The organism is Nocardioides sp. F233 (genome assembly GCF_057813895.1).
Window position 1 is genome coordinate 1,131,591 of sequence record NZ_JBVASH010000001.1, and the last position, 19,156, is coordinate 1,150,746.

Genomic DNA, 19,156 nt, shown 5'->3' on the forward strand with positions numbered 1-19,156 from the left:
CGTGACCGAGCCCGTCATGACCACGCCGGCGCCGCGCGCCACCCTGCCGCCGGCTGCGGCGCGTCCCGCCGCCGCGGCGCGCGCCGAGGCGGTCCGGGTCGGCGCGGGCCTCACCCTGGCGGCGGGCCTCGCCCTGCCCGCGTCCTGGTGGCTGCGCGACGGCGGGCTGACCGCGATCATCGACCTGGGCTCGGCCATGACGGCGCTGGGCCAGCTCAGCGGCCTGGCCGGCTCGGTCCTGCTGCTGGCCCAGGTGCTGCTGATGGCCCGGCTGCCGCTGCTGGAGCGGGCGTTCGGCCAGGACCGCCTCGCCGGGCTGCACCGGGTCGTCGGATTCACCTCGTTCTCGCTGGTGATGCTCCACGTCCTGACCGTGACGTGGGGGTACGCCGCCGGTTCGCTCGCCGCGACGCCCGGGATGCTGTGGACGCTGACCTGGGACTACCCGGGCATGCTGCTCGCCGCCGCCGGCACCCTGTGCCTGGTGATGGTGGTCGTGACCAGCATCCGTGCCGCGCGCCGCCGCCTGCGCTACGAGTCCTGGCACCTGCTCCACCTCTACGCCTACCTCGGCGTCGGCCTCGCCCTGCCGCACCAGCTGTGGACCGGGCAGCAGCTCACCACCTCGCCCACCCGCACCGTCTTCTGGTGGACCGCCTGGGGCACGGCCGCCGGCGCCGTCCTCGTCTGGCGCGTCCTGCTCCCGCTCGCGGTCAACCTGCGCCACCGGCTCCGGGTGACCTCGGTGGTCCCCGAGGCGCCGGGCGTGTGGTCGGTCCACGTGACCGGACGACGCCTCGACCTGCTGCGAGCCGAGCCCGGACAGTTCCTGCTCTGGCGCTTCCTCGGCGCCCCCGGTCGGTCCCGCGCCCACCCGTACTCGCTCTCCGCCGCACCCGACGGCCGCAGCCTGCGGATCACCGTCGCCGCGGCCGGCGACGACAGCGAGCGCGTGGCCGCGCTGCAGCCCGGCAGCCGGGTCCTCGTCGAGGGCCCCTACGGCCGGCTGACACCCCGCGCCCGCGAAGCGCGCAAGGTCGCTCTCATCGGAGCCGGTGTCGGCATGGCGCCGCTGCGCGCCCTCGCCGAGGGGATGGAGTTCGCCCCCGGAGAGGCGGTGTACGTCGAGCGGTACCGCACCGCGCCGCTGTTCGCAGCCGAGGTCGACCAGCTCGCCCGGGAGCGCGGACTGCAGGTGCTGCGCCTGCCCGGCGTCCGTCGTACTGCTGACTCGTGGTTGCCCGTGCTGTCCCGCCCGGTCGACGACGTGTCGGCGCTGCGGGGCTGGGTGCCCGACATCCACGAGCGCGACGTCTACGTCTGCGGCCCGCCGGGATGGTCGGCCCTGGTCCGGGCAAGCCTGGTCGCGGCAGGCGTGCCCGACCGGCGCCTGCACGTCGAGGAGTTCGGGTGGTGAGCGGCATGCGACGCATCGCGCTGTGGTTCGCGGGGACCGTCTCGGTCGTGGTCCTGCTGTTCAGCCACCAGACCTCGAACGGTGGCGGCACCACCCTGGCCACGCCGGGCTCCGGGTTCGTCGCGACCGGCGGCACCTCGGCTGGCAGCGCCACGGGGAGCACGGTGACCGGCGACGTCTCCCAGACCCGCTGGGGGCCGGTCCAGGTCGCGCTCACCGTGGACGGTGCGACGATCACCGCGGTCGAGGTGCCGCAGTACCCGAGCGGCAACGGCCGCGACCAGGAGATCAACAGCCGCGCCCTGCCGGTCCTGGTCCGGGAGACCCTCGCCGCGCAGAGCGCCTCGATCGACATGGTCAGCGGCGCGACCGTCACCAGCAACGGCTACCAGCAGTCGCTGCAGAGCGCGCTCGACAAGGCCGGGCTGTGAACGTCCACCGCCGTGCCTTCGAGGTGATGGGCACCGTGGTCAGCCTGGCGCTGCGCGGCCGGTACGCCGAAGGCCCCGAGGCCGAGGCCGCCTGGGCCGAGGTGATGGCGAGCCTGCGCCACGTGGACGCGGTGTTCAGCACCTACCGCCCCGACTCGGTCGTCAACCGGTGGGGTCGCGGTGAGCTGGCCCTCGTCGACGCGCCGCCGGAGCTGAGCGAGGTGCTCACCCTCGCCGACGTCGCCCGGGAGGCGAGCGGCGGTGCCTTCGACATCGAGGCCGTCCGCTCGCCGTACGGCGGCGGTCCGGACCCCTCCGGCGTCGTGAAGGGCTGGGCGGTGCAGCGCGCGAGCCGCGCCCTCGAGCGGCTCGCCGCGACCGACTACTGCCTCTCGGCCGGCGGCGACATGGTCTGCCGGACCCGGGTGCCCGGTGCCCCCGCCTGGCGGATCGGCATCGAGGACCCGGCCGACCCGCACCGCCTGGTCGCCGTCCTCCCGGTCGTCAACGGCGCGGTCGCGACCTCGGGCAGCGCCCACCGCGGCGCCCACATCCACGACCCGCGCACCGGCACCGCACCGGACGGACTGCGCCAGGTCACCGTCGTCGCGCCCGACCTGGTCGCCGCCGACGTCGAGGCCACGACCGCCTTCGTGCTGGGCGAGCAGGGCGTGCCCTGGCTGCTCGCCCGGGGGCGGACCGGGGTCGTGGTCGCTGCCGACGGCGCCGTGGCGACGTACGGCGACGAGCCCGTCAGGCGCCGGCGGCCTTCTTCGCTGCCGCCTTCTTCGCGGGTGCCTTCCTCGGCGCTGGCTTCGTGGCCGTGACCTGGCCCTTGAGCCCGACCCGCTGACGCTCCTTGTCGACGACCAGGAACGGCTGGGCCTCGACCAGCGGCAGGAGGGCATCGAAGCCGTAGCGCTTCGGCTCGAACGCGCTGAACAGGCGCCGCAGGTTCGTCCCGAGGGAGCTCAGGTTGGCCCAGCCGTCCTCGCCGGCCGCATTGTTGACCGCCCGGGTCAGCAGGCTCTGGAGGTTGGGGAGGTCGGGCGCGTCCTCGGGCTCGCCGGCCTCGTCGGCGGGCGCCGCGTCGACCGTGCCGAGCAGCTCCAGGAGCAGGAACTGGTCGCAGGCCTCCTGCAGCGCGCGCGGCGTCCGCTCGCGGCCGACTCCGTAGACGGTCTTGCCGGACTCCCGCAGGCGACTCGCCAGCCGCGTGAAGTCGCTGTCGCTCGACACGATCGCGAAGCCGTCGACGTTGCCCGAGTAGAGCAGGTCCATCGCGTCGATGATCAGCGCCGAGTCCGTCGAGTTCTTCCCACGGGTGTAGGCGAAGGTGTGCTCGGGCGAGATCGCGTGCTTGTTGAGCTTGTCCTTCCAGCCCCTCAGGCTCTCGCCCGACCAGTCGCCGTACGCCCGCTTCACGGTGGTCCTGCCGAACTTCGCCAGCTCCTCCAGCAGCGGGCCGGCGTACTGGTGCGAGACGTTGTCGGCGTCGATCAGGACGGCGATGCGCAGGTCAGCCATCCGCCCATCATGGCCGAGCGACAGCCCTCAGCAGGTGAGGGTGGTGCGGCGGATCACGAGGAACTCGGTCCTCGTCTGGTCGGAGAACCGGAGCAGGTCCTCCATCACGACCGGCTTGCTCGCCTCGCTGGCGTACTGGCGGTCGCGGAAGTCGAGGTACGTCGGGAAGTAGGCCTCGAAGATCCCGTCCAGTGGTGGCGTGCCCGCCTCGGGGTCCTCGGACACGGCGGACTGTCGGAGGCGGGACGCGCCCGGGTGGTGCTCCTCGACCATCGCCGGGTGCTCCGTGCGCCAGATCCGGGTGAACTCCTCGCGCGTGACGTCCGAGCGCCGGTGGAGCAGGCCGAGCTCCCAGATCCCGTCGGTCTCGCCGCCCGCGCCGGCGCGGGCGGGGTGATCGGTGAAGTCGTGCACCAGCTCGGTCATCCGGTAGACCTCGGCGCCGGCTGAGCGGGCCCGCCGCAGGGCCTCCTCGGGCAGCGGGGCCTCCGGGTCGACGTACACGTGGACCAGGCCGAGGAGATCCGTGGCGTGGTCGAACGGTCCGTGGTCGACGCGCTCGTCGAGCAGGATCCGCCCGACGTGAGGCGTGTCGAGCAACGACTCGGCGAGCCAGAAGGCCGCCGTACGGTCGCGTCCGTCGCCGGCACGCAGCGCCAGCAGCCACTTGTCACGCAGCGGTGAGGTCTCCATCCGCGCACCCTAGCGGGGATCGTTCGGACCCGGACGACATGGTCAGGAGGCGGCGCTCGCGCTCGCGCCGGCCGCCCGGTACTCCGCGGCCCGAGCGGTCAGCGCGGCCTGCAGCTCGCGCACGGGCAGCGGCTGCTGGAGCGCCTTGCGCTGACGCAGCTGCAGGGTGAGGAAGGTCTGGTCGCCGGCGATCGGGCGGGCCTCGATCATGCCGACCCGGTGCAGCGGGTCACCGATCACGGCGTAGTCGGGCAGCACGGTGACCCCGACGCCCTCGGCCACCAGCGCCTTGCCCATCTCGGCACCGTCGGTGCTGTGCGCCGCCGGCGGGACCTCGGGGCCGAACGCGCGGTGCACGTAGCGGTGCATCACGTAGCCGGGCCGCATCATCACGAACCGCTCCTGCCGCAGCTCGTCGATGGTGACCTGCGGGCGGGCGGTGAGGGGGTGCCCGGCCGGCAGCACGGCGACCGGGCGACCGTGCAGCAGGTCGATCCCGTCGAGGCCGACCGGGGCGTCGTCGCCGTCGAGGACGTTGACCAGGCCGAGGTCGAGGGTGGCCTCGGCGAGCCCCTCGTCGATCTGGGACTGCTGGAGGGTGAGCACCTCGACCGTCGTGCCGGGATGGCGCTCCTGGAAGGCGCGGACCGCCGGGATGAGCAGGGTCGAGGTGGCGGCGTGCACGGTGCCGACCCGGATCACCCGGGCGTCGGTACGACGATCGCCGGCCGCGTTGCGCAGTCGCTCCACCGACGCGAGCACGTCGGCCATGTAGGGGAGCAGCTCGCGGCCCTCGCGGCTGATCCGGGCGCCCGAGCGACGGCGGTCCAGCAGGGTGACCCGCAGCTCGCGCTCGAGCTTGGTGAGTGCCTCGCTCAGGGCCGGTTGGGAGAGGTGGAGCTTCTCGCTGGCCCGGCGCAGGGAGCCGTGCTGCGTCACGGCGGTGAGGTACTCGAGCTGTTCGATGCGCATGGGTGCGGCCTTTCACGTCCATCGGTGACGCCGTGGGCCGATGTCCTTGCCCGGGCACCAAATACAAGTAAGTCTGTAGACAAACAGTAACACGGGGGACGGGGGGATTCCGGACCGGCTCACGCAGTGCGGGCCGGACCCCGCGTCCGGCGCCGCAGCAGCAGCCGGGCGGGCACTGCCAGCAGGGCGAGCAGCAACAGCCACGGGACCAGGAAGCCGACGACCACCAGCACGGCGCCGGCTCCGTCCGCGAACGCGTCCCAGCCCCGGCTCAGCCCGCCGAGGAAGCCGTGGGCCTCGTCGTCCTTGCGCTCGTGGCGCACCACCGGCTGCTCGATGTAGACGGTGACGGTCGACATGCCGGTCTGGTCGGCGAGCCAGTGCTGCCGGGACTCGAGCGCGTCGAGGTCGGCCTGCCGACTCGCGAGCTGGGACTCGATCGCGACGATCTGCTCGATCGTCTCCGCGCGGGCGAGCAGGGTCTCGATCCGGCTGACGCTCCTGCGCTGGGCCCGGATCCGGGCCGCGACGTCGACCACCTCGGCGCTGACGTCCTCACTGTTCGTGGTCGTGCCGGTCGGTGTCGCGACCGCCTCCAGTGCCGCCACCACGTCGTCGAACTGGTCGCTCGGCACCCTCAGCACCAGCCGCGCGGTGCTCAGCACGCCCTTGTCGCCCGTCGTGGTCTCCTGCTCGCCGACGGTGCCCTGGTGGGCGTCGACCACCTTGCGCACGGCCAGCCGCGCCCGGGCGACGTCCTTCGCCTCCAGCGACACCGTGCCGGTCGCGATGACCGCCGGCTGCTCGGCCGTCGCCACCTTCGCGCCGTCGCGTCCGGTGCTGTCGGCCAGCCCCGCGGGCACCTCCGCCTCCGGAGCGGCGCCGTTCACCGCCGCATCCGCCGACGCGGCCTTGGCGCTGCTCCCGCCCGCGCTGTCGTCCGAGCCGGAGCTGCTGCAGCCGGCGAGGGCCACGGCCGCGACCAGGCCGGCGAGGAGGAGGGAGGTACGACGTGGTGAGGTGGGCATGCACCTCGGACGGCGGCGCGCGCCCTGTGGTTCCGGTGTCCTCGGATCCGCTGGTTCGGCAGCCGTCGGCGCCGGGCTTCGCCATGCTGGCGCCCGTGACTTCCTGGCAACGGAGCAATGCGCTGATCGCGTTGCTCGGTCTCCTGCTCCTGCTCGTGCCAGCCTCCGTCGACCGTGCGTCCGCGACACCGGTCGGACCGGGGTCCCGTGCGGACGCCACAGCGCCCGGACAGAAGGTCTCCGGTGACTGCGCCGTCGCCCAGGCCCAGGTGGCCGGTCTCCAGGCGATGGATGCCCATCTGGCGACCAAGCTGAAGAAGGCTCGGAAGGCGCTGCGCAAGGCCCGCTCGGACGGATCGAGGTCGCGCGTGAGCAAGGCTCGCAAGAAGGTCAGGCATCTCAAGGCGAAGGTCCTGGCGAACCAGGCTGCGTCGGGCGGCGCCCAGCAGGCCCTGTCCACGGCGTGTGCCCCACCTGCGCCCCGACCGGACCAGGGCACCATCGAGCTCACCATCGCGTCGCCGTCGGGCGTCGCCGGCTCGGTCGTGCTGGCCCCGACGACGGGCGCGGGTGTCGTCCGGGCCAAGTCGCCCGACGTCGCGTCCGACGTGTCCTCCCACGTGGTGGCCCCGGGCAGCTGGCAGGTCGACCCCCAGCCGTTCGTCCAGGCCGGCAAGCTCTACCTGGCCGACCCTGCGACCGCCCAGGTCGCCGCGGGCGCGGTCGTGTCTGTCCGGGTGGAGTTCCGTGCGGCGCCCGTCGCCGGCGACCTCGAGGTCACGGCGCTTGCGGCGCACGGGGTGAGCATCGGGTGGACGGCGCCGAACGGGTTGGGGTCCGATGACGTCGTGGTCAGGTACGCCGAGGGGAGCCAGGCTCCGCGCTCGGTCGCCGAGGGCGCGGCCGCCACGGTGACCGGCGAGAGCGCCGTCATCGACGGCCTCGCCGCCGCAACTGAGCACGCCTTCGCCGTGTTCACCCGGGTCGGCGGTCGTTGGCTCGGCCCGATCAGCCTCACCGCGACGACACTCCCGACGACCGACCCGACCGGACCGACGGCGACCTGGGTCACGGCACCAGGCGTGAGCCTCCTCGCGGACGACGTCTCGGTGACCCGCACCGACACCGGCGTCCTCGCCCGGCGTACCGGCTGGGTGCCGGTGGTCGGCCAGGCTGTCGTGCTGCGGCCATCGGCCCAGTTGCCGGCGGGACTCGTCGGCGAGGTCACCAACCTGGCGAGCGACGGCACCGCCCTCGTGGTCCCGGCCAGCCTCGACGCCGCCTTCGACCTGCTCGACTACGACGTCCCGGACCTCGCGGCCGACCTTCCCGCTCAAGGGGCCCGGACCAGCCGCGCCTCCGCGGCCTCCGGGATCGGGTTCGAGTGCGAGGCGGGCATCAACGCCTCCTTCTCGACGGTGAGCCTGGCGCTCGGCGGGCACCTGCAGGGGAGTGTGCTGACGTCGACGATCGCCGGTGTCGCCGTCCCCGTCGGTGCGTCGTACGACGCCGAGGTGACCCTCACGTTGAAAGTGGCGGCGCAGATCGAGTCCGAGGCGGCGGCCAGCTGCTCGCTGAGCCTGGCCAAGGTGAAGCGGACCTTCTGGGTCGGTGTTCCCGTGGCCGTCGAATTCGAGCCGCGGGCACAGCTCGAGGTGACCACCTCGATCTCCGTCAGCGGCCTGGGCTTCGAGGCAACGGGCGGTTTCTGGGCAACGGGCTCGGTCAAGGCCGACGGCACCGGCACCAACGACGGTGGTGCCATACACGACGCGAAGCTCCTCGAGCCGCAGGGTGAGGTGAGCGCCGACGTCCACCTGAAGCTCGGCGGCAAGCTGTTCGCGGGGCCGGGAGCGACCAGCGACTGGGCGGGTGCCACGGCGGGCATCCAGGGCGAGCTCAACCCGCTCGACCTCGGTGTGGCGGTCAAGTCGATCGACCCGGGGTGCATCCAGTTCAGTGCCGGCCTCAGCGGCAGTGTCGACCTGCTGGCCAAGGCCTGGGTGGGCGCGTTGAAGCTCGAGGCCAAGCGACCGGTGTTCACCGGTGCGGTGACGTACGGCGGCCCGTGGTTCGTCCCGTCGGGCTGTGAGGCCGACCTCCCCGATCCGACGGACTTCTGCACCAGCCAGACGTCCGTCCCCAAGTCCGAGTGCCTGGCCCTGATGGCCATCAAGACGGCCAACCCCCAGGCGGTCAGCCTCGGTGGATGGGGGACCGGCGATCCGTGCGAGTGGAGCCAGATCACCTGCTGGTCGCCCCCGTGCGGCCAGCAGCCCTGCGCGCGCGCCGTGGACAGCGTCGGTCTCGCCTTCGCCGACGTGACGACCCTGCCGGCAGCCATCGCGGACCTCGGGCATCTCCGCTCGCTGTCGCTGTGGGGCGATCCGCTCAGCGGACTACCCGACCGGCTGTGGGACATGGCGAGCCTCCAGGAGCTGAACCTCGGCCAGACCGGTCTGTCCGTGCTGCCGGGCGACGTCGGACGGCTGACCGGCCTCAACGGCCTCTACCTTGCCGACAACGAGCTGACCGTGTTGCCTGCCGAGCTCGGCGACCTCGACGCGCTCACCTGGCTGTCGGTCGAGCGCAACGAGCTCACGTCGGTGCCCGCCGTCGTGCCCCAGCTGGCCGGGCTGGAGCACCTGATCCTCAGCGGCAACCACCTGACCGAGGTGCCTGCCTCGGTGGGCGGTCTGACCCACCTCCGTGCCCTGTACCTCGACGACAACGAGCTCCCCGGCTTGCCCACCCCGGTGTGGAACCTCCCGCTGCTCGAGGAGCTGCGCCTCGGCCTGAACCAGCTGACGCAAGTGCCGGCGGACATCGCCGGGCTCGTCCACCTCACCCACCTCGACCTGCAGTTCAACCAGCTCGCCAGTCTGCCCGCTCAGCTGTGGGGACTCACGGGATTGCGTGAGCTCCACCTGGCCGGAAACGCGTTCACGAGCATGCCGGCGGGCCTCGGCAACCTGGCCCACCTGGAGACTCTGGACCTGGACCAGAACGACCTGAGTGGCGACATCTCGTCGTGGGCCTCCGGGCTGCGACAGGCCGGGACGCTGGGCTCGCTCACGCTGTGGGGCAACGGGTGCCTCGACGTCGGAACGGACGTCGCACTGGCCGCGTGGGTCGGCAACCTCGACCCGCAGTGGCGACAGAGCTGCCCGGGCTGAGCCTCGCTCAGAGCAGGCCCTGCGCCTTGAGCGCGAGGTAGTGGTCGGCCAGCGCGGGAGGCAGCTCGCCTGCATCGGCGTCGACGACGTCGACCCCGAGTCGCACCAGCATGGCGCGGGTGCGCTCGCGGCGATCGAGCTCGTGGGAGGCGGCCGCGGCGGCATAGACGTCGTCGGCGGTGGGCGGCGTGGGACCGTCCTCGTCGGCGAGCGCCGCCATCCGGGTCAGCTCGGGATCGCGCACGGACGCGATCACCACGCGGTGGTGGCGGGTGAGGACCGGCAGCACGGGCAGCAGGCCGTCGGCGATCGCAGCGGGCTCGAGCGCGGTGAGCAGGACGACGAGCGCGCGCTGGCGACCGAAGCCCTGGACCGCGCCGGCCAGCAGGTCCCAGTCGGCCTCGGCGAGGACCGGCTCGAGGTCGGTCATCTGCTCCTGGAGCCGCATCGCCACGTCGCGGGCGCCGTGCAGCCGCTGCCGGGCGCGGACCCGTCGGTCGCCGGCGACGAAGTCGACGCGGTCACCGGCCCGCGAGGCGAGGGCGGCGAGCAGCAGGGCGGAGTCCATCGCGGCGTCCAGCCGCGGCATGCCGTCGGTCTCCGCCTCGCCGGCGGCGCGGGCGACCCGGCCGGCCGACGTACGGGAGGTGTCGAGGACCAGCACCACCCGGCGGTCCCGCTCGGGCTGCCAGGTGCGGACCACGACGTGGGTGCTGCGGGCCGAGGCGCGCCAGTCGATGGAGCGTACGTCGTCGCCGCGGACGTACTCGCGCAGCGAGTCGAACTCGGTGCCCTGCCCGCGCACGCGTACGGCGGCCCGCCCGTCGAGCTCGCGCAGCCGCGCCAGCCGGGAGGGCAGGTGCTTGCGGGACTCGAAGGGCGGCAGCGCCCGGACCGAGCCGGGCACGTCGTACGTGCGCTGCCGGGCGACCAGCCCGAGCGGCCCCCACGACCGGACCGTGACGCCGGCGGCGCGCAGGTCGCCGCGGCGGCGGGGGAGCAGCGGCGTGGTCAGCCGTCGCTGGTCGCCAGCGGCCAGCCGCAGCCGGAACCGGTTGTCGCGGGCCTCGGCCGACGGCTGCCAGGCGTCGCGCACGTGGAGGTGCAGTCGGCGGCCGGTCGCGGCGAGCACGAGCTCGGACGACGCGGGGTCGCCGAGCCGGACCGAGCCCGGCGGGCGCCGGGTGATCGTCGCCAGCGCGGGCGAGGGGGTGAGCAGCCGGTCGAGGCCGACCAGCAGCAGCACCCCGAGCAGCCACAGCCACACCGTGCCGGCCTGCGGGCGCAGCACGACCGCTGCCAGCCCCAGCAGGAGCAGCAGCGGGACGCGGCCGGAGATCGCCATCCGACTAGCGCGGGACCGGGACGGACGCGATCGCCGACGCGAGCACCTGGGCGACGTCGACGCCCTCGAGCTCGGCCTCGGCGCGCACGCCGAGGCGGTGGGCCAGCGATGCCTGGGCGAGCGCCTTCACGTCGTCGGGCGTCACGAAGTCGCGACCCGACAGCCACGCCCACGCCCGGGCCGCACGCAGCAGCGCGGTCGCACCACGCGGGCTCACGCCGAGCGAGAGCGACGGGGAGGCCCGGGTGGCCCGCGCGATGTCGACGATGTACGACGCCACCTCGGGTGCGACCTGCACCTTCTTCACCGCCGCCTGCCCGGCCTCGAGGTCGGCGGCACCGGCCACGGGACGCACGCCCGCGCCGGCCACGTCGCGCGGGTCGAAGCCCTCGGCGTGGCGGGTGAGGATGGTGATCTCGTCCTCGCGCGGCGGCACGGGCAGCACCACCTTGAGCAGGAACCGGTCCAGCTGGGCCTCGGGCAGCGGGTAGGTGCCCTCGAACTCGACCGGGTTCTGGGTGGCGGCGACCAGGAACGGGCGCGGCAGCGGCCGGGTCACGCCGTCGGCGGACACCTGGCCCTCCTCCATCGCCTCCAGCAGCGCCGACTGCGTCTTCGGCGGCGTCCGGTTGATCTCGTCGGCGAGCAGCAGGTTGGTGAAGATCGGCCCCTCGCGGAAGCTGAGCTCACCGCCACCTGCGGAGTCGATGACCAGCGATCCGGTGATGTCGCCCGGCATCAGGTCGGGGGTGAACTGCACCCGGCGGGTCTGCACGTCGAGGCTCTGGGCCAGGGTCCGCACGAGCAGCGTCTTCGCCGTACCGGGCACGCCCTCCATCAGCACGTGGCCGCCGCACAGCAGCGCGACGAGCAGCCCGGACACGGCCGCGTCCTGGCCGACCACGGCCTTGGCGACCTCCTGGCGCACGGCCATCAGCCGCTCGCGCACACCGGCCTCGTGGGTGGTCTGGGTCATGAGCGTCGTACCTCTCTCCTCAGTCGGGCCAGGTCCTGCGCGAACCGGACCAGGTCCTGGTCGGTCGCCGGTGGCATGCGGTCGTCGTCGAGCAGGGCGGCCACGGCCTCGACCGGAGCCCCGAGGTGGCGCGCGGCCGCCTCGACGACCACCGGGGTCGGGGCGCCGCGGTCCAGGCGCAGCCGGCGGGCGATGTCGGCGCGGGCGGCGCGGCGCAGCGCGGTGGCGGCGTGGTCGCGGTCACCGCTGCGGCGGTACATCCGGCCGCGGCTGCTGGCGGTCTCGACCGCGCGGACCACGACCGGCAGCGGCTCGGTCGACAACGGGCCGAGCCGGCGCACCCGCCACAGCAGCAGCGCGGCCCCGGCCAGCGCCAGGATCCACAGGCCCGGCCCGATCCAGTCGGGCAGCAGGGTGCCGATCGTGACGGCGTCGTCGGACACGGCGTCGGTGGCGTCGGGGACGTACCAGACCAGCCGCTGGTCCTGCCCGAGCAGCCGCAGCCCGACCGCCGCGTTGTCGGCGCGGGTGACCTGGTCGTTGGTCAGCGCCTGGCCGGCACCGAGGAGGACCAGCCCGTCCACGCTGCGCACCAGAGCCCGGTCGGAGACCGGGAAGCAACCCTCGCCGGTGTACGACGTGGCACGGTCCACCTCGACGCGCAGCCCGTCGAGGTCGACACCGGCGATCCCGTCGGGGCAGCGGGCGGCGACGGAGTCGTCCTTGCCGGCGGGCACGGTGAGCAGCCCGAGGTCCGGGTCGATCTGGTTGAGGATCGCGAAGTCCGGCTCGACCAGGACGATCCGGGCAGCGGCCGAGGCGTGCTCGCGCATCCGCCGCAGCGTGCTCGGCGCCAGCTGCTCGGTGCCGCTCACGACGACGGTGGTGCGGTGGTCGACCTTCGCCTCGTCGAACGCGTCGGCCGAGCGGGCGATGGTGACGTCGACGCCCTGGTCGGCGAGCACCTTGGCGATCGCCTGGGCGCCGTCGGGCCCGGGGTTGCGCGGGTCGGCGTCGCCCGGGTACTGCTCCGAGCCGCGGGTCGTCCACACCGCAACCACGATCGCGAGCACCACCGCTGCGGCGACCACCAGCTGGCCCCGCGAGACACGCACCCGAGCCCCCGTCGCGGTCGTCATCGGCGCACCGCCCGCCCGGCGAGGGCGTCGTCGAGCGCCAGCAGCTCGGCCGCCTGCCCGGCCGTGGCCGGCCGCTCGCCGTAGAGGACGCCGTCGAAGAGGTCGGCGCCGCGCAGCACGGCCTGACGGTGCTCGGGGAACACCGCGACCAGCGCGTCGGCCAGCTCGTGGGCCGTGGCCTGGGGGAGGTCCTCGATCCGGCCGCGCTCGACCTGGCGCACCGCGGCCGCCCGGTAGGCGTCGACCAGCGCCCCGGCGGCGTCACCTGCGGCCAGGGCGGCCTCGGCGCGCGCCCGCAGCTGGTCGGCGCTGACCACCTCGTCGGTCAGGGCGGGGGTGCTCGCGGCCCGCCCGGTCGCCGTACGACGGGCGCGGCTCGCGAGGAAGAGGACGCCGGCGACGATCAGCAGCACCACCAGGATCGCTGCCGCCGTGGTCAGGCCCGACGAGCCGGAGGCGGCGTCGACGGTGCCGGAGATCAGCCGGTCGAGCCAGCGGGTCAGCCGGCCGATGATGTCGTCCTGGTAGTACTCCGGGCGCACCAGCTCGCGACGCAGCTGACGGCGCGCCTCGTCCCCACTCGGGTCGAGCGGCGGGTCGAGGCGGACGAGGGCGAGCGCCGGGATCATGCCGGGACGATCCCCGCCTCCCGCATCAGCTCGACGTCGAAGGCCTCCTTGCGCATGCGGAGGTCGACGTACTGCACCGACGTGACGGCGGCGAGGAAGGGCGCGACGAAGGCATTCTGGACGACCACGGCGATCGCCTGGGTCAGGATCAGCGCGAGCACGGCGTGCTGCGGGGCGGCCAGCGCGACCACGTTGCCGACGATGCTGACGGGGAAGGACAGGAGCCCGCCGGCGAACTGCGCGATGACCACGGTGAGCAGCGCGATGCCGAAGGTGCGCCAGTACTGCCGTGACGAGAGCCGCCAGCCGCGGCCGATCGCCCCGAAGACGCCGACCGGCTCGAGCATCAGCGCCGGCACCGGCAGGTAGTAGAAGCGGATCCACAGCCAGCAGCACAGGGCGATGAAGGCAGGCACGCTCACCAGGCCCCAGATCACGACCGGCCACGGGTTGCTGCTCACCACCACCACGAGCACCCACAGCAGGATGTAGGCCACGAGCAGGAACAGGAAGGTCACGTTGAGGACCAGGGTGAGCCCGAGCAGCCGCCACCGCTTGCCCCGCGTCGCGGCCCACGCCTCGCCGAGCCCCAGCCGGCGGCCGACCGCCGCGGCCCGGGTCACGTGGGCGACCATGCCCGTCACGAACACCACCCCGACCTGGGCGACGACCAGGGACAGCAGCAGGGAGCCGTACGCCGCCAGCGCCCCCACCAGCTCCGCTGTGCTGGCGTTGGGGTCGAGCTCACCGGAGGCGTCGGCCGCGATGCCGATGGTGAGGCTGACGATCACCGTCACGACGACCGGGATCAGCATGGCGACCGCGGTCACCATCACCGCGGCGCCGACCGTCGCCTTCGGGTTGAACCGGATGATCCGGAACGCGCCGTCGTAGATGTTGCCGAGGGTCAGCGGGCGCAGGGGGAGTGCGCCGGGCTTGTGGGCGGCGCCGAGCACCAGGCCGGGGCGCGGCCCCGGACCGGTCGGGTACGGCGCCCAGCCGGCCGGCGCCGGCCCGGGGACGTAGCCCCGGGGCGCCCCCGGCGGCGGGAACGAGGCCCCGGCGACGCCGGGCGGGACCGGGTCGGCGGGCGCGGGCGCACCCGGGGCCGGGTACTGCTGCGAGGGGCCGTCGGTCATGCGGGTCATCCTTGCATCCGGTCCCTGCGGAACCGGGGGAGACGGCCTCGAGAATGGAGCGCCCTCCGCAATTTGGTACGCCCCGGGAACTCTGCCAAGATGTTCCGGTTGCCCCGGACAGGTCGTCGGGGTGCGTGCCAATCTTGACTACTGAATCGTGTCTCCCCTGCGGAGTGGTCGGCCCTGCCGATCCGAGCCGCGTGGAGCGTGTGCAGGTCGTCGACATCAGCTCGCACCGCACGCCCGGGAGGCCCGAGGCAGCCAAGAACAACAGCTCGACTTCCCCAGGGAAGACGTGCGCGCCCACAACAAGGTGCGACACGCCCGACCGCGGGGGTCGGAGCTGAAGGACCCAGAGTCGTACGACGAGTAAGGACGAGAGAGACCTATGGCGGGACAGAAGATCCGCATCAGGCTCAAGGCCTATGACCACGAGGTGATCGACACCTCGGCGCGCAAGATCGTGGACACGGTCACCCGGACGGGTGCGAAGGTCGCCGGCCCCGTGCCGCTGCCGACCGAGAAGAACGTCTTCTGTGTCATCCGCTCGCCGCACAAGTACAAGGACTCGCGCGAGCACTTCGAGATGCGCACCCACAAGCGGCTCATCGACATCATCGACCCCACGCCGAAGACCGTCGACAGCCTCATGCGCCTCGACCTGCCGGCCGGTGTCGACATCGAGATCAAGCTCTGAGGTTCGAGACATGACTATTGAGCGCAACGTGAAGGGCCTGCTGGGCACCAAGCTCGGCATGACCCAGCTCTGGGACGAGAACAACCGGGTCATCCCGGTGACCGTGGTCGCCGCCGGCACCAACGTCGTCACCCAGGTCCGCCAGCCCCAGCCGGACGGCTACAACGCCATCCAGATCGGCTTCGGCGAGATCGAGGGCCGCAAGGTCAACAAGCCGCAGGCGGGTCACTTCGCCAAGGCCGGTACGACGCCGCGTCGCCACGTGGTCGAGATCCGCACCGCCGACGCCAGCGAGTACACCGTCGGCCAGGAGCTGCCCGTCGACACGTTCGAGGCCGGCCAGGTCATCGACGTGACCGGCACCAGCAAGGGCAAGGGCTTCGCCGGTGTCATGAAGCGTCACGGCTTCGCCGGCGTGAGCGCCTCGCACGGTGCCCACCGCAACCACCGCAAGCCGGGCTCGATCGGCGCGTGCGCCACCCCCGGCCGCGTGTTCAAGGGTCTGCGCATGGCCGGTCGCATGGGTACCGACACCGTCACCACCCAGAACGTCACCGTCCACGCCGTCGACGTCGAGAAGGGCATCGTCCTGATCAAGGGCGCCGTTCCCGGCCCCAAGGGCGGTCTCGTCGTTCTCCGCACGGCTGCGAAGAAGGGCTGATCACCATGGCCAAGACCGTTTCCGTCGACTTCCCCGCCGAGATCTTCGGTGTCGAGGTCAACATCCCGCTGATCCACCAGGTCGTCGTCGCCCAGCAGGCCGCTGCGCGTCAGGGCACCCACGCCACCAAGCGTCGCGGCGAGGTCCGCGGCGGTGGCAAGAAGCCCTACAAGCAGAAGGGCACCGGCCGCGCCCGTCAGGGCTCGACCCGGGCGCCGCAGTTCGCCGGCGGTGGCATCGTCCACGGCCCGCAGCCGCGTGACTACAGCCAGCGCACCCCCAAGAAGATGAAGGCCGCCGCCCTGCGCAGCGCCCTCTCCGACCGGGCCCGCAACGAGCGGATCCACGTCGTCGAGGGCCTCGTGTCCGGCGACAAGCCGTCGACCAAGGCCGCGCTCGCCTCGCTCTTCGAGCTGACCACCCGCCGCAAGTTCCTCGTCGTGCTCGAGCGCGCCGACAGCCTCACCTGGCTCTCGCTGCGCAACGCGCCCGAGGTGCACATCGTGGCGGTCGACCAGCTCAACACCCGCGACGTCCTCGTGAGCGACGACGTGGTGTTCAGCAAGGCCGCGTTCGACCGCCTCGTCGGTGGCAACGCCGAGGAGGAGACCAACTGATGAGCACCCTGCACAAGGACCACCGCGACGTCCTGATCGCGCCCGTGGTGTCGGAGAAGAGCTACAGCCTCCTCGACGCCAACAAGTACACCTTCCTGGTGCACCCGGACGCCAACAAGACCGAGATCAAGATCGCCGTGGAGAAGGTCTTCGGCGTCAAGGTCACCTCGGTGAACACGCTCAACCGTCCGGGCAAGGTCCGTCGCACCAAGAACGGCCTCGGCAAGCGCAAGGACACCAAGCGCGCCATCGTGAGCCTGGCTGACGGTCACCGCATCGACATCTTCGGAGGTCCGGTCTCCTGACCGGGCTAGGTAGAGGAATCTGACATGGCTATCCGCAAGTACAAGCCGACCACCCCGGGCCGTCGTGGCTCCTCGGTGGCCGACTTCGCCGAGATCACCCGGACCACCCCCGAGAAGTCGCTGACCCGCCCGCTGCCCAAGAAGGGCGGTCGCAACAACCAGGGCCGGATCACCACGCGGCACCAGGGTGGCGGTCACAAGCGCGCCTACCGGATCATCGACTTCCGTCGCTACGACAAGGACGGCGTTCCGGCCAAGGTCGCTCACATCGAGTACGACCCCAACCGCACCGCGCGCATCGCGCTGCTGCACTACGCCGACGGCGAGAAGCGCTACATCGTGGCGCCGAAGGACCTGACGCAGGGCATGCGGGTGGAGTCGGGCGTCGGTGCCGACATCAAGCCGGGCAACAACCTGCCGCTGCGCAACATCCCCGTCGGTACGACGATCCACTGCGTGGAGCTCCGCCCCGGTGGCGGCGCCAAGCTGGCCCGCTCGGCCGGCAACAGCGCGCAGCTCGTCGCCCGTGAGGGCTCGCGTGCCACCCTGCGTCTGCCCTCGGGCGAGATGCGCTACGTCGACGTGCGCTGCCGCGCCACGATCGGCGAGGTCGGCAACGCCGAGCAGTCGAACATCAACTGGGGCAAGGCCGGCCGCATGCGCTGGAAGGGCAAGCGCCCGACCGTCCGTGGTGTGGTCATGAACCCGGTCGACCACCCGCACGGTGGTGGTGAGGGCAAGACGTCCGGTGGTCGCCACCCCGTCTCACCGTGGGGCAAGCCCGAGGGCCGTACGCGCAAGCGCAAGGCCAGCGACTCCCAGATCATCCGACGCCGCAAGTCCGGCAAGAACAAGCGCTGAAGGAACTGAGAGATGCCTCGCAGCCTGAAGAAGGGCCCCTTCGTCGACGGCCACCTGCTCAAGAAGGTGGACGCCGAGAACGAGAAGGGCACCCACAACGTCATCAAGACCTGGTCGCGCCGGTCCATGATCATCCCCTCGATGATCGGCCACACGATCGCGGTCCACGACGGTCGCAAGCACGTCCCGGTCTTCGTGTCCGACTCCATGGTCGGCCACAAGCTCGGTGAGTTCGCGCCGACCCGCACCTACCGCGGCCACGTCAAGGAAGACCGGAAGGGACGCCGTCGATGAGCACCACTGAGCGCAACCGCGTCAGCGCGCGCCGCGAGTCCCTCCTGGGCGACGAGCCCGGCGCGTTCGCGACCGCCCGCTTCGTGCGGATCACCCCGATGAAGGCCCGCCGCGTCATCGACCTGGTCCGCGGCCTGCCCGCCGACGAGGCGCTGACCCTGCTGCAGTTCGCGCCGCAGGCGGCCTCCGAGACCGTCTACAAGGTGCTGCAGAGCGCCGTCGCGAACGCCGCGACCACCGAGGGCCTCGCCACCGGCGACCTGGTCGTCTCGGTCGCGCGGGTCGACGAGGGTCCGACGATGAAGCGCTGGCGTCCGCGTGCGCAGGGCCGGGCCACCCGGATCAACAAGCGCACCAGCCACATCACCATCGCGGTCCAGCCGGCCGATGTCGTCGCGAAGAAGGGCAAGAAGTAATGGGTCAGAAGATCAACCCGAACGGCTTCCGCCTCGGCATCTCGACCGACCACAAGTCGCGTTGGTACGCCGACAAGCTGTACAAGTCCTACGTCGGCGAGGACGTCGCGATCCGCAAGCTGCTCAGCAAGGGCATGGAGCGGGCCGGTATCGCCAAGGTCGAGATCGAGCGCACCCGTGACCGGGTCCGCGTCGACATCCACACCGCGCGTCCGGGCATCGTCATCGGTCGCCGTGGCGCCGAGGCCGACCGCATCCGCGGCGAGCTCGAGAAGCTCACCGGCAAGCAGGTCCAGCTGAACATCCTCGAGGTCAAGAACCCCGAGATCGACGCGCAGCTGGTCGCCCAGGGTGTCGCCGAGCAGCTGTCGGGTCGCGTGCAGTTCCGCCGCGCGATGCGCAAGGCCATGCAGACCTCGATGCGTTCCGGTGCCAAGGGCATCCGGATCCAGTGCTCCGGCCGCCTCAACGGCGCCGAGATGTCGCGCACCGAGTTCTACCGCGAGGGTCGCGTCCCGCTGCACACGCTGCGTGCCGACATCGACTACGGCTTCTACGAGGCCCGCACGACCTTCGGCCGCATCGGCGTGAAGGTCTGGATCTACAAGGGCGAGGTCGCCGGCTCCCGTGCCGAGCGCCAGGCCCAGGCTGCTGCTCGCGCCGGTGTTCCCGGCCGCGGTGGCCGCCCCAGCCGTGGTGGCGACCGTCCGACCCGTGGGTCGCGCGGTGACCGCCCGAACCGCTCGGACCGCAACGCCGACGGTGCCGCTCCCGCGGACGCCGTCGAGGCTGCGCCGGCCGCCGAGCCGACCACCGGAACGGAGTCCTGACCC

At 72.6% G+C, this 19,156-nt stretch carries 21 protein-coding genes; 12 read left to right on the forward strand and 9 right to left on the reverse strand.

Going from position 1 to position 19,156, the window contains the following annotated elements:
• Position 1 precedes the first annotated feature (1 nt).
• Genes ACZYRU_RS05410 through ACZYRU_RS05420 form a run of 3 tightly spaced genes read left to right on the forward strand, consistent with a single transcriptional unit; the run spans position 2 to position 2,675 of the window.
• Entirely contained in the window at positions 2–1,417 is a 1,416-nt protein-coding gene (locus ACZYRU_RS05410; protein ID WP_488956059.1) for a ferredoxin reductase family protein, read from the forward strand.
• A 5-nt stretch (positions 1,418–1,422) separates the two neighbouring features.
• Positions 1,423–1,848 (forward strand): FMN-binding protein, encoded by a 426-nt coding sequence (locus ACZYRU_RS05415; protein WP_488956246.1) that lies wholly within the window; start codon positions 1,423–1,425, stop codon positions 1,846–1,848.
• Entirely contained in the window at positions 1,845–2,675 is an 831-nt protein-coding gene (locus ACZYRU_RS05420; protein ID WP_488956060.1) for an FAD:protein FMN transferase, read from the forward strand. The genes ACZYRU_RS05415 and ACZYRU_RS05420 overlap by 4 nt, the downstream gene beginning before the upstream one ends.
• On the opposite strand, the gene ACZYRU_RS05425 is transcribed toward ACZYRU_RS05420, so the two are convergent.
• From ACZYRU_RS05425 to ACZYRU_RS05440, 4 genes are all read right to left on the reverse strand, one after another.
• Complete coding sequence (locus ACZYRU_RS05425; RefSeq protein WP_488956061.1) at positions 2,602–3,375, reverse strand: NYN domain-containing protein; 774 nt, start codon at positions 3,373–3,375, stop codon at positions 2,602–2,604. The two genes, ACZYRU_RS05420 and ACZYRU_RS05425, sit on opposite strands and share 74 nt — an antisense overlap.
• A 27-nt stretch (positions 3,376–3,402) precedes the next feature.
• The gene (locus tag ACZYRU_RS05430) at positions 3,403–4,068 is read right to left on the reverse strand and encodes an EthD domain-containing protein (RefSeq protein WP_488956062.1); all 666 of its coding nucleotides are present in this window, start codon (positions 4,066–4,068) and stop codon (positions 3,403–3,405) included.
• 42 nt (positions 4,069–4,110) lie between these two features.
• The gene (locus tag ACZYRU_RS05435) at positions 4,111–5,040 is read right to left on the reverse strand and encodes a LysR family transcriptional regulator (RefSeq protein WP_488956063.1); all 930 of its coding nucleotides are present in this window, start codon (positions 5,038–5,040) and stop codon (positions 4,111–4,113) included.
• 119 nt (positions 5,041–5,159) lie between these two features.
• Positions 5,160–6,068, reverse strand: coding sequence for a DUF4349 domain-containing protein (locus tag ACZYRU_RS05440; protein WP_488956064.1), 909 nt, complete (start codon positions 6,066–6,068; stop codon positions 5,160–5,162).
• Between the two features lie 95 nt (positions 6,069–6,163).
• Between ACZYRU_RS05440 and ACZYRU_RS05445 the strand changes: the two genes are divergently transcribed.
• Positions 6,164–9,244, forward strand: coding sequence for a leucine-rich repeat domain-containing protein (locus tag ACZYRU_RS05445; protein ID WP_488956065.1), 3,081 nt, complete (start codon positions 6,164–6,166; stop codon positions 9,242–9,244).
• A gap of 7 nt (positions 9,245–9,251) precedes the next feature.
• Here ACZYRU_RS05445 and ACZYRU_RS05450 read toward each other — a convergent pair whose 3' ends face one another.
• The 5 genes from ACZYRU_RS05450 to ACZYRU_RS05470 are packed head-to-tail and all read right to left on the reverse strand — an operon-like array spanning position 9,252 to position 14,472.
• Positions 9,252–10,589: a DUF58 domain-containing protein gene (locus tag ACZYRU_RS05450; RefSeq protein WP_488956066.1), complete on the reverse strand. Its 1,338-nt coding sequence runs from the start codon at positions 10,587–10,589 to the stop codon at positions 9,252–9,254.
• Between the two features lie 4 nt (positions 10,590–10,593).
• Positions 10,594–11,565 (reverse strand): AAA family ATPase, encoded by a 972-nt coding sequence (locus ACZYRU_RS05455; protein ID WP_488956067.1) that lies wholly within the window; start codon positions 11,563–11,565, stop codon positions 10,594–10,596.
• Complete coding sequence (locus ACZYRU_RS05460) at positions 11,562–12,704, reverse strand: DUF4350 domain-containing protein (protein WP_488956068.1); 1,143 nt, start codon at positions 12,702–12,704, stop codon at positions 11,562–11,564. The genes ACZYRU_RS05455 and ACZYRU_RS05460 overlap by 4 nt, the downstream gene beginning before the upstream one ends.
• Positions 12,701–13,333, reverse strand: coding sequence for a DUF4129 domain-containing protein (locus tag ACZYRU_RS05465; protein WP_488956069.1), 633 nt, complete (start codon positions 13,331–13,333; stop codon positions 12,701–12,703). Before ACZYRU_RS05465 ends, ACZYRU_RS05460 begins: the two co-directional genes overlap by 4 nt.
• Entirely contained in the window at positions 13,330–14,472 is a 1,143-nt protein-coding gene (locus tag ACZYRU_RS05470; RefSeq protein ID WP_488956070.1) for a hypothetical protein, read from the reverse strand. The genes ACZYRU_RS05465 and ACZYRU_RS05470 overlap by 4 nt, the downstream gene beginning before the upstream one ends.
• 388 nt (positions 14,473–14,860) lie before the next feature.
• Here ACZYRU_RS05470 and rpsJ point away from each other — a divergent pair, with 388 nt between their 5' ends.
• The 8 genes from rpsJ to rpsC are packed head-to-tail and all read left to right on the forward strand — an operon-like array spanning position 14,861 to position 19,153.
• Positions 14,861–15,169, forward strand: a complete 309-nt coding sequence (gene rpsJ / locus ACZYRU_RS05475) for a 30S ribosomal protein S10 (RefSeq protein ID WP_007078637.1) — start codon at positions 14,861–14,863, stop codon at positions 15,167–15,169.
• 10 nt (positions 15,170–15,179) lie between these two features.
• A complete protein-coding gene (gene rplC, locus ACZYRU_RS05480; RefSeq protein ID WP_462552259.1) occupies positions 15,180–15,830 on the forward strand; it encodes a 50S ribosomal protein L3 in 651 nt (216 codons plus the stop codon).
• A 5-nt stretch (positions 15,831–15,835) separates the two neighbouring features.
• Positions 15,836–16,447 (forward strand): 50S ribosomal protein L4, encoded by a 612-nt coding sequence (gene rplD / locus ACZYRU_RS05485; RefSeq protein WP_282426966.1) that lies wholly within the window; start codon positions 15,836–15,838, stop codon positions 16,445–16,447.
• Positions 16,447–16,752 carry a 50S ribosomal protein L23 gene (gene rplW, locus ACZYRU_RS05490; RefSeq protein ID WP_488956071.1) on the forward strand — a complete coding sequence of 102 codons (306 nt, stop codon included), beginning with the start codon at positions 16,447–16,449 and terminating at the stop codon, positions 16,750–16,752. The genes rplD and rplW overlap by 1 nt, the downstream gene beginning before the upstream one ends.
• A 24-nt stretch (positions 16,753–16,776) precedes the next feature.
• Positions 16,777–17,613 carry a 50S ribosomal protein L2 gene (gene rplB, locus ACZYRU_RS05495; protein ID WP_141003840.1) on the forward strand — a complete coding sequence of 279 codons (837 nt, stop codon included), beginning with the start codon at positions 16,777–16,779 and terminating at the stop codon, positions 17,611–17,613.
• 12 nt (positions 17,614–17,625) lie between these two features.
• Positions 17,626–17,907: a 30S ribosomal protein S19 gene (gene rpsS, locus ACZYRU_RS05500; RefSeq protein WP_139621517.1), complete on the forward strand. Its 282-nt coding sequence runs from the start codon at positions 17,626–17,628 to the stop codon at positions 17,905–17,907.
• Complete coding sequence (gene rplV, locus ACZYRU_RS05505) at positions 17,904–18,323, forward strand: 50S ribosomal protein L22 (RefSeq protein WP_488956072.1); 420 nt, start codon at positions 17,904–17,906, stop codon at positions 18,321–18,323. The genes rpsS and rplV overlap by 4 nt, the downstream gene beginning before the upstream one ends.
• The gene (gene rpsC, locus ACZYRU_RS05510) at positions 18,323–19,153 is read left to right on the forward strand and encodes a 30S ribosomal protein S3 (RefSeq protein ID WP_488956073.1); all 831 of its coding nucleotides are present in this window, start codon (positions 18,323–18,325) and stop codon (positions 19,151–19,153) included. The genes rplV and rpsC overlap by 1 nt, the downstream gene beginning before the upstream one ends.
• The last annotated feature ends 3 nt before the right edge of the window (positions 19,154–19,156 follow it).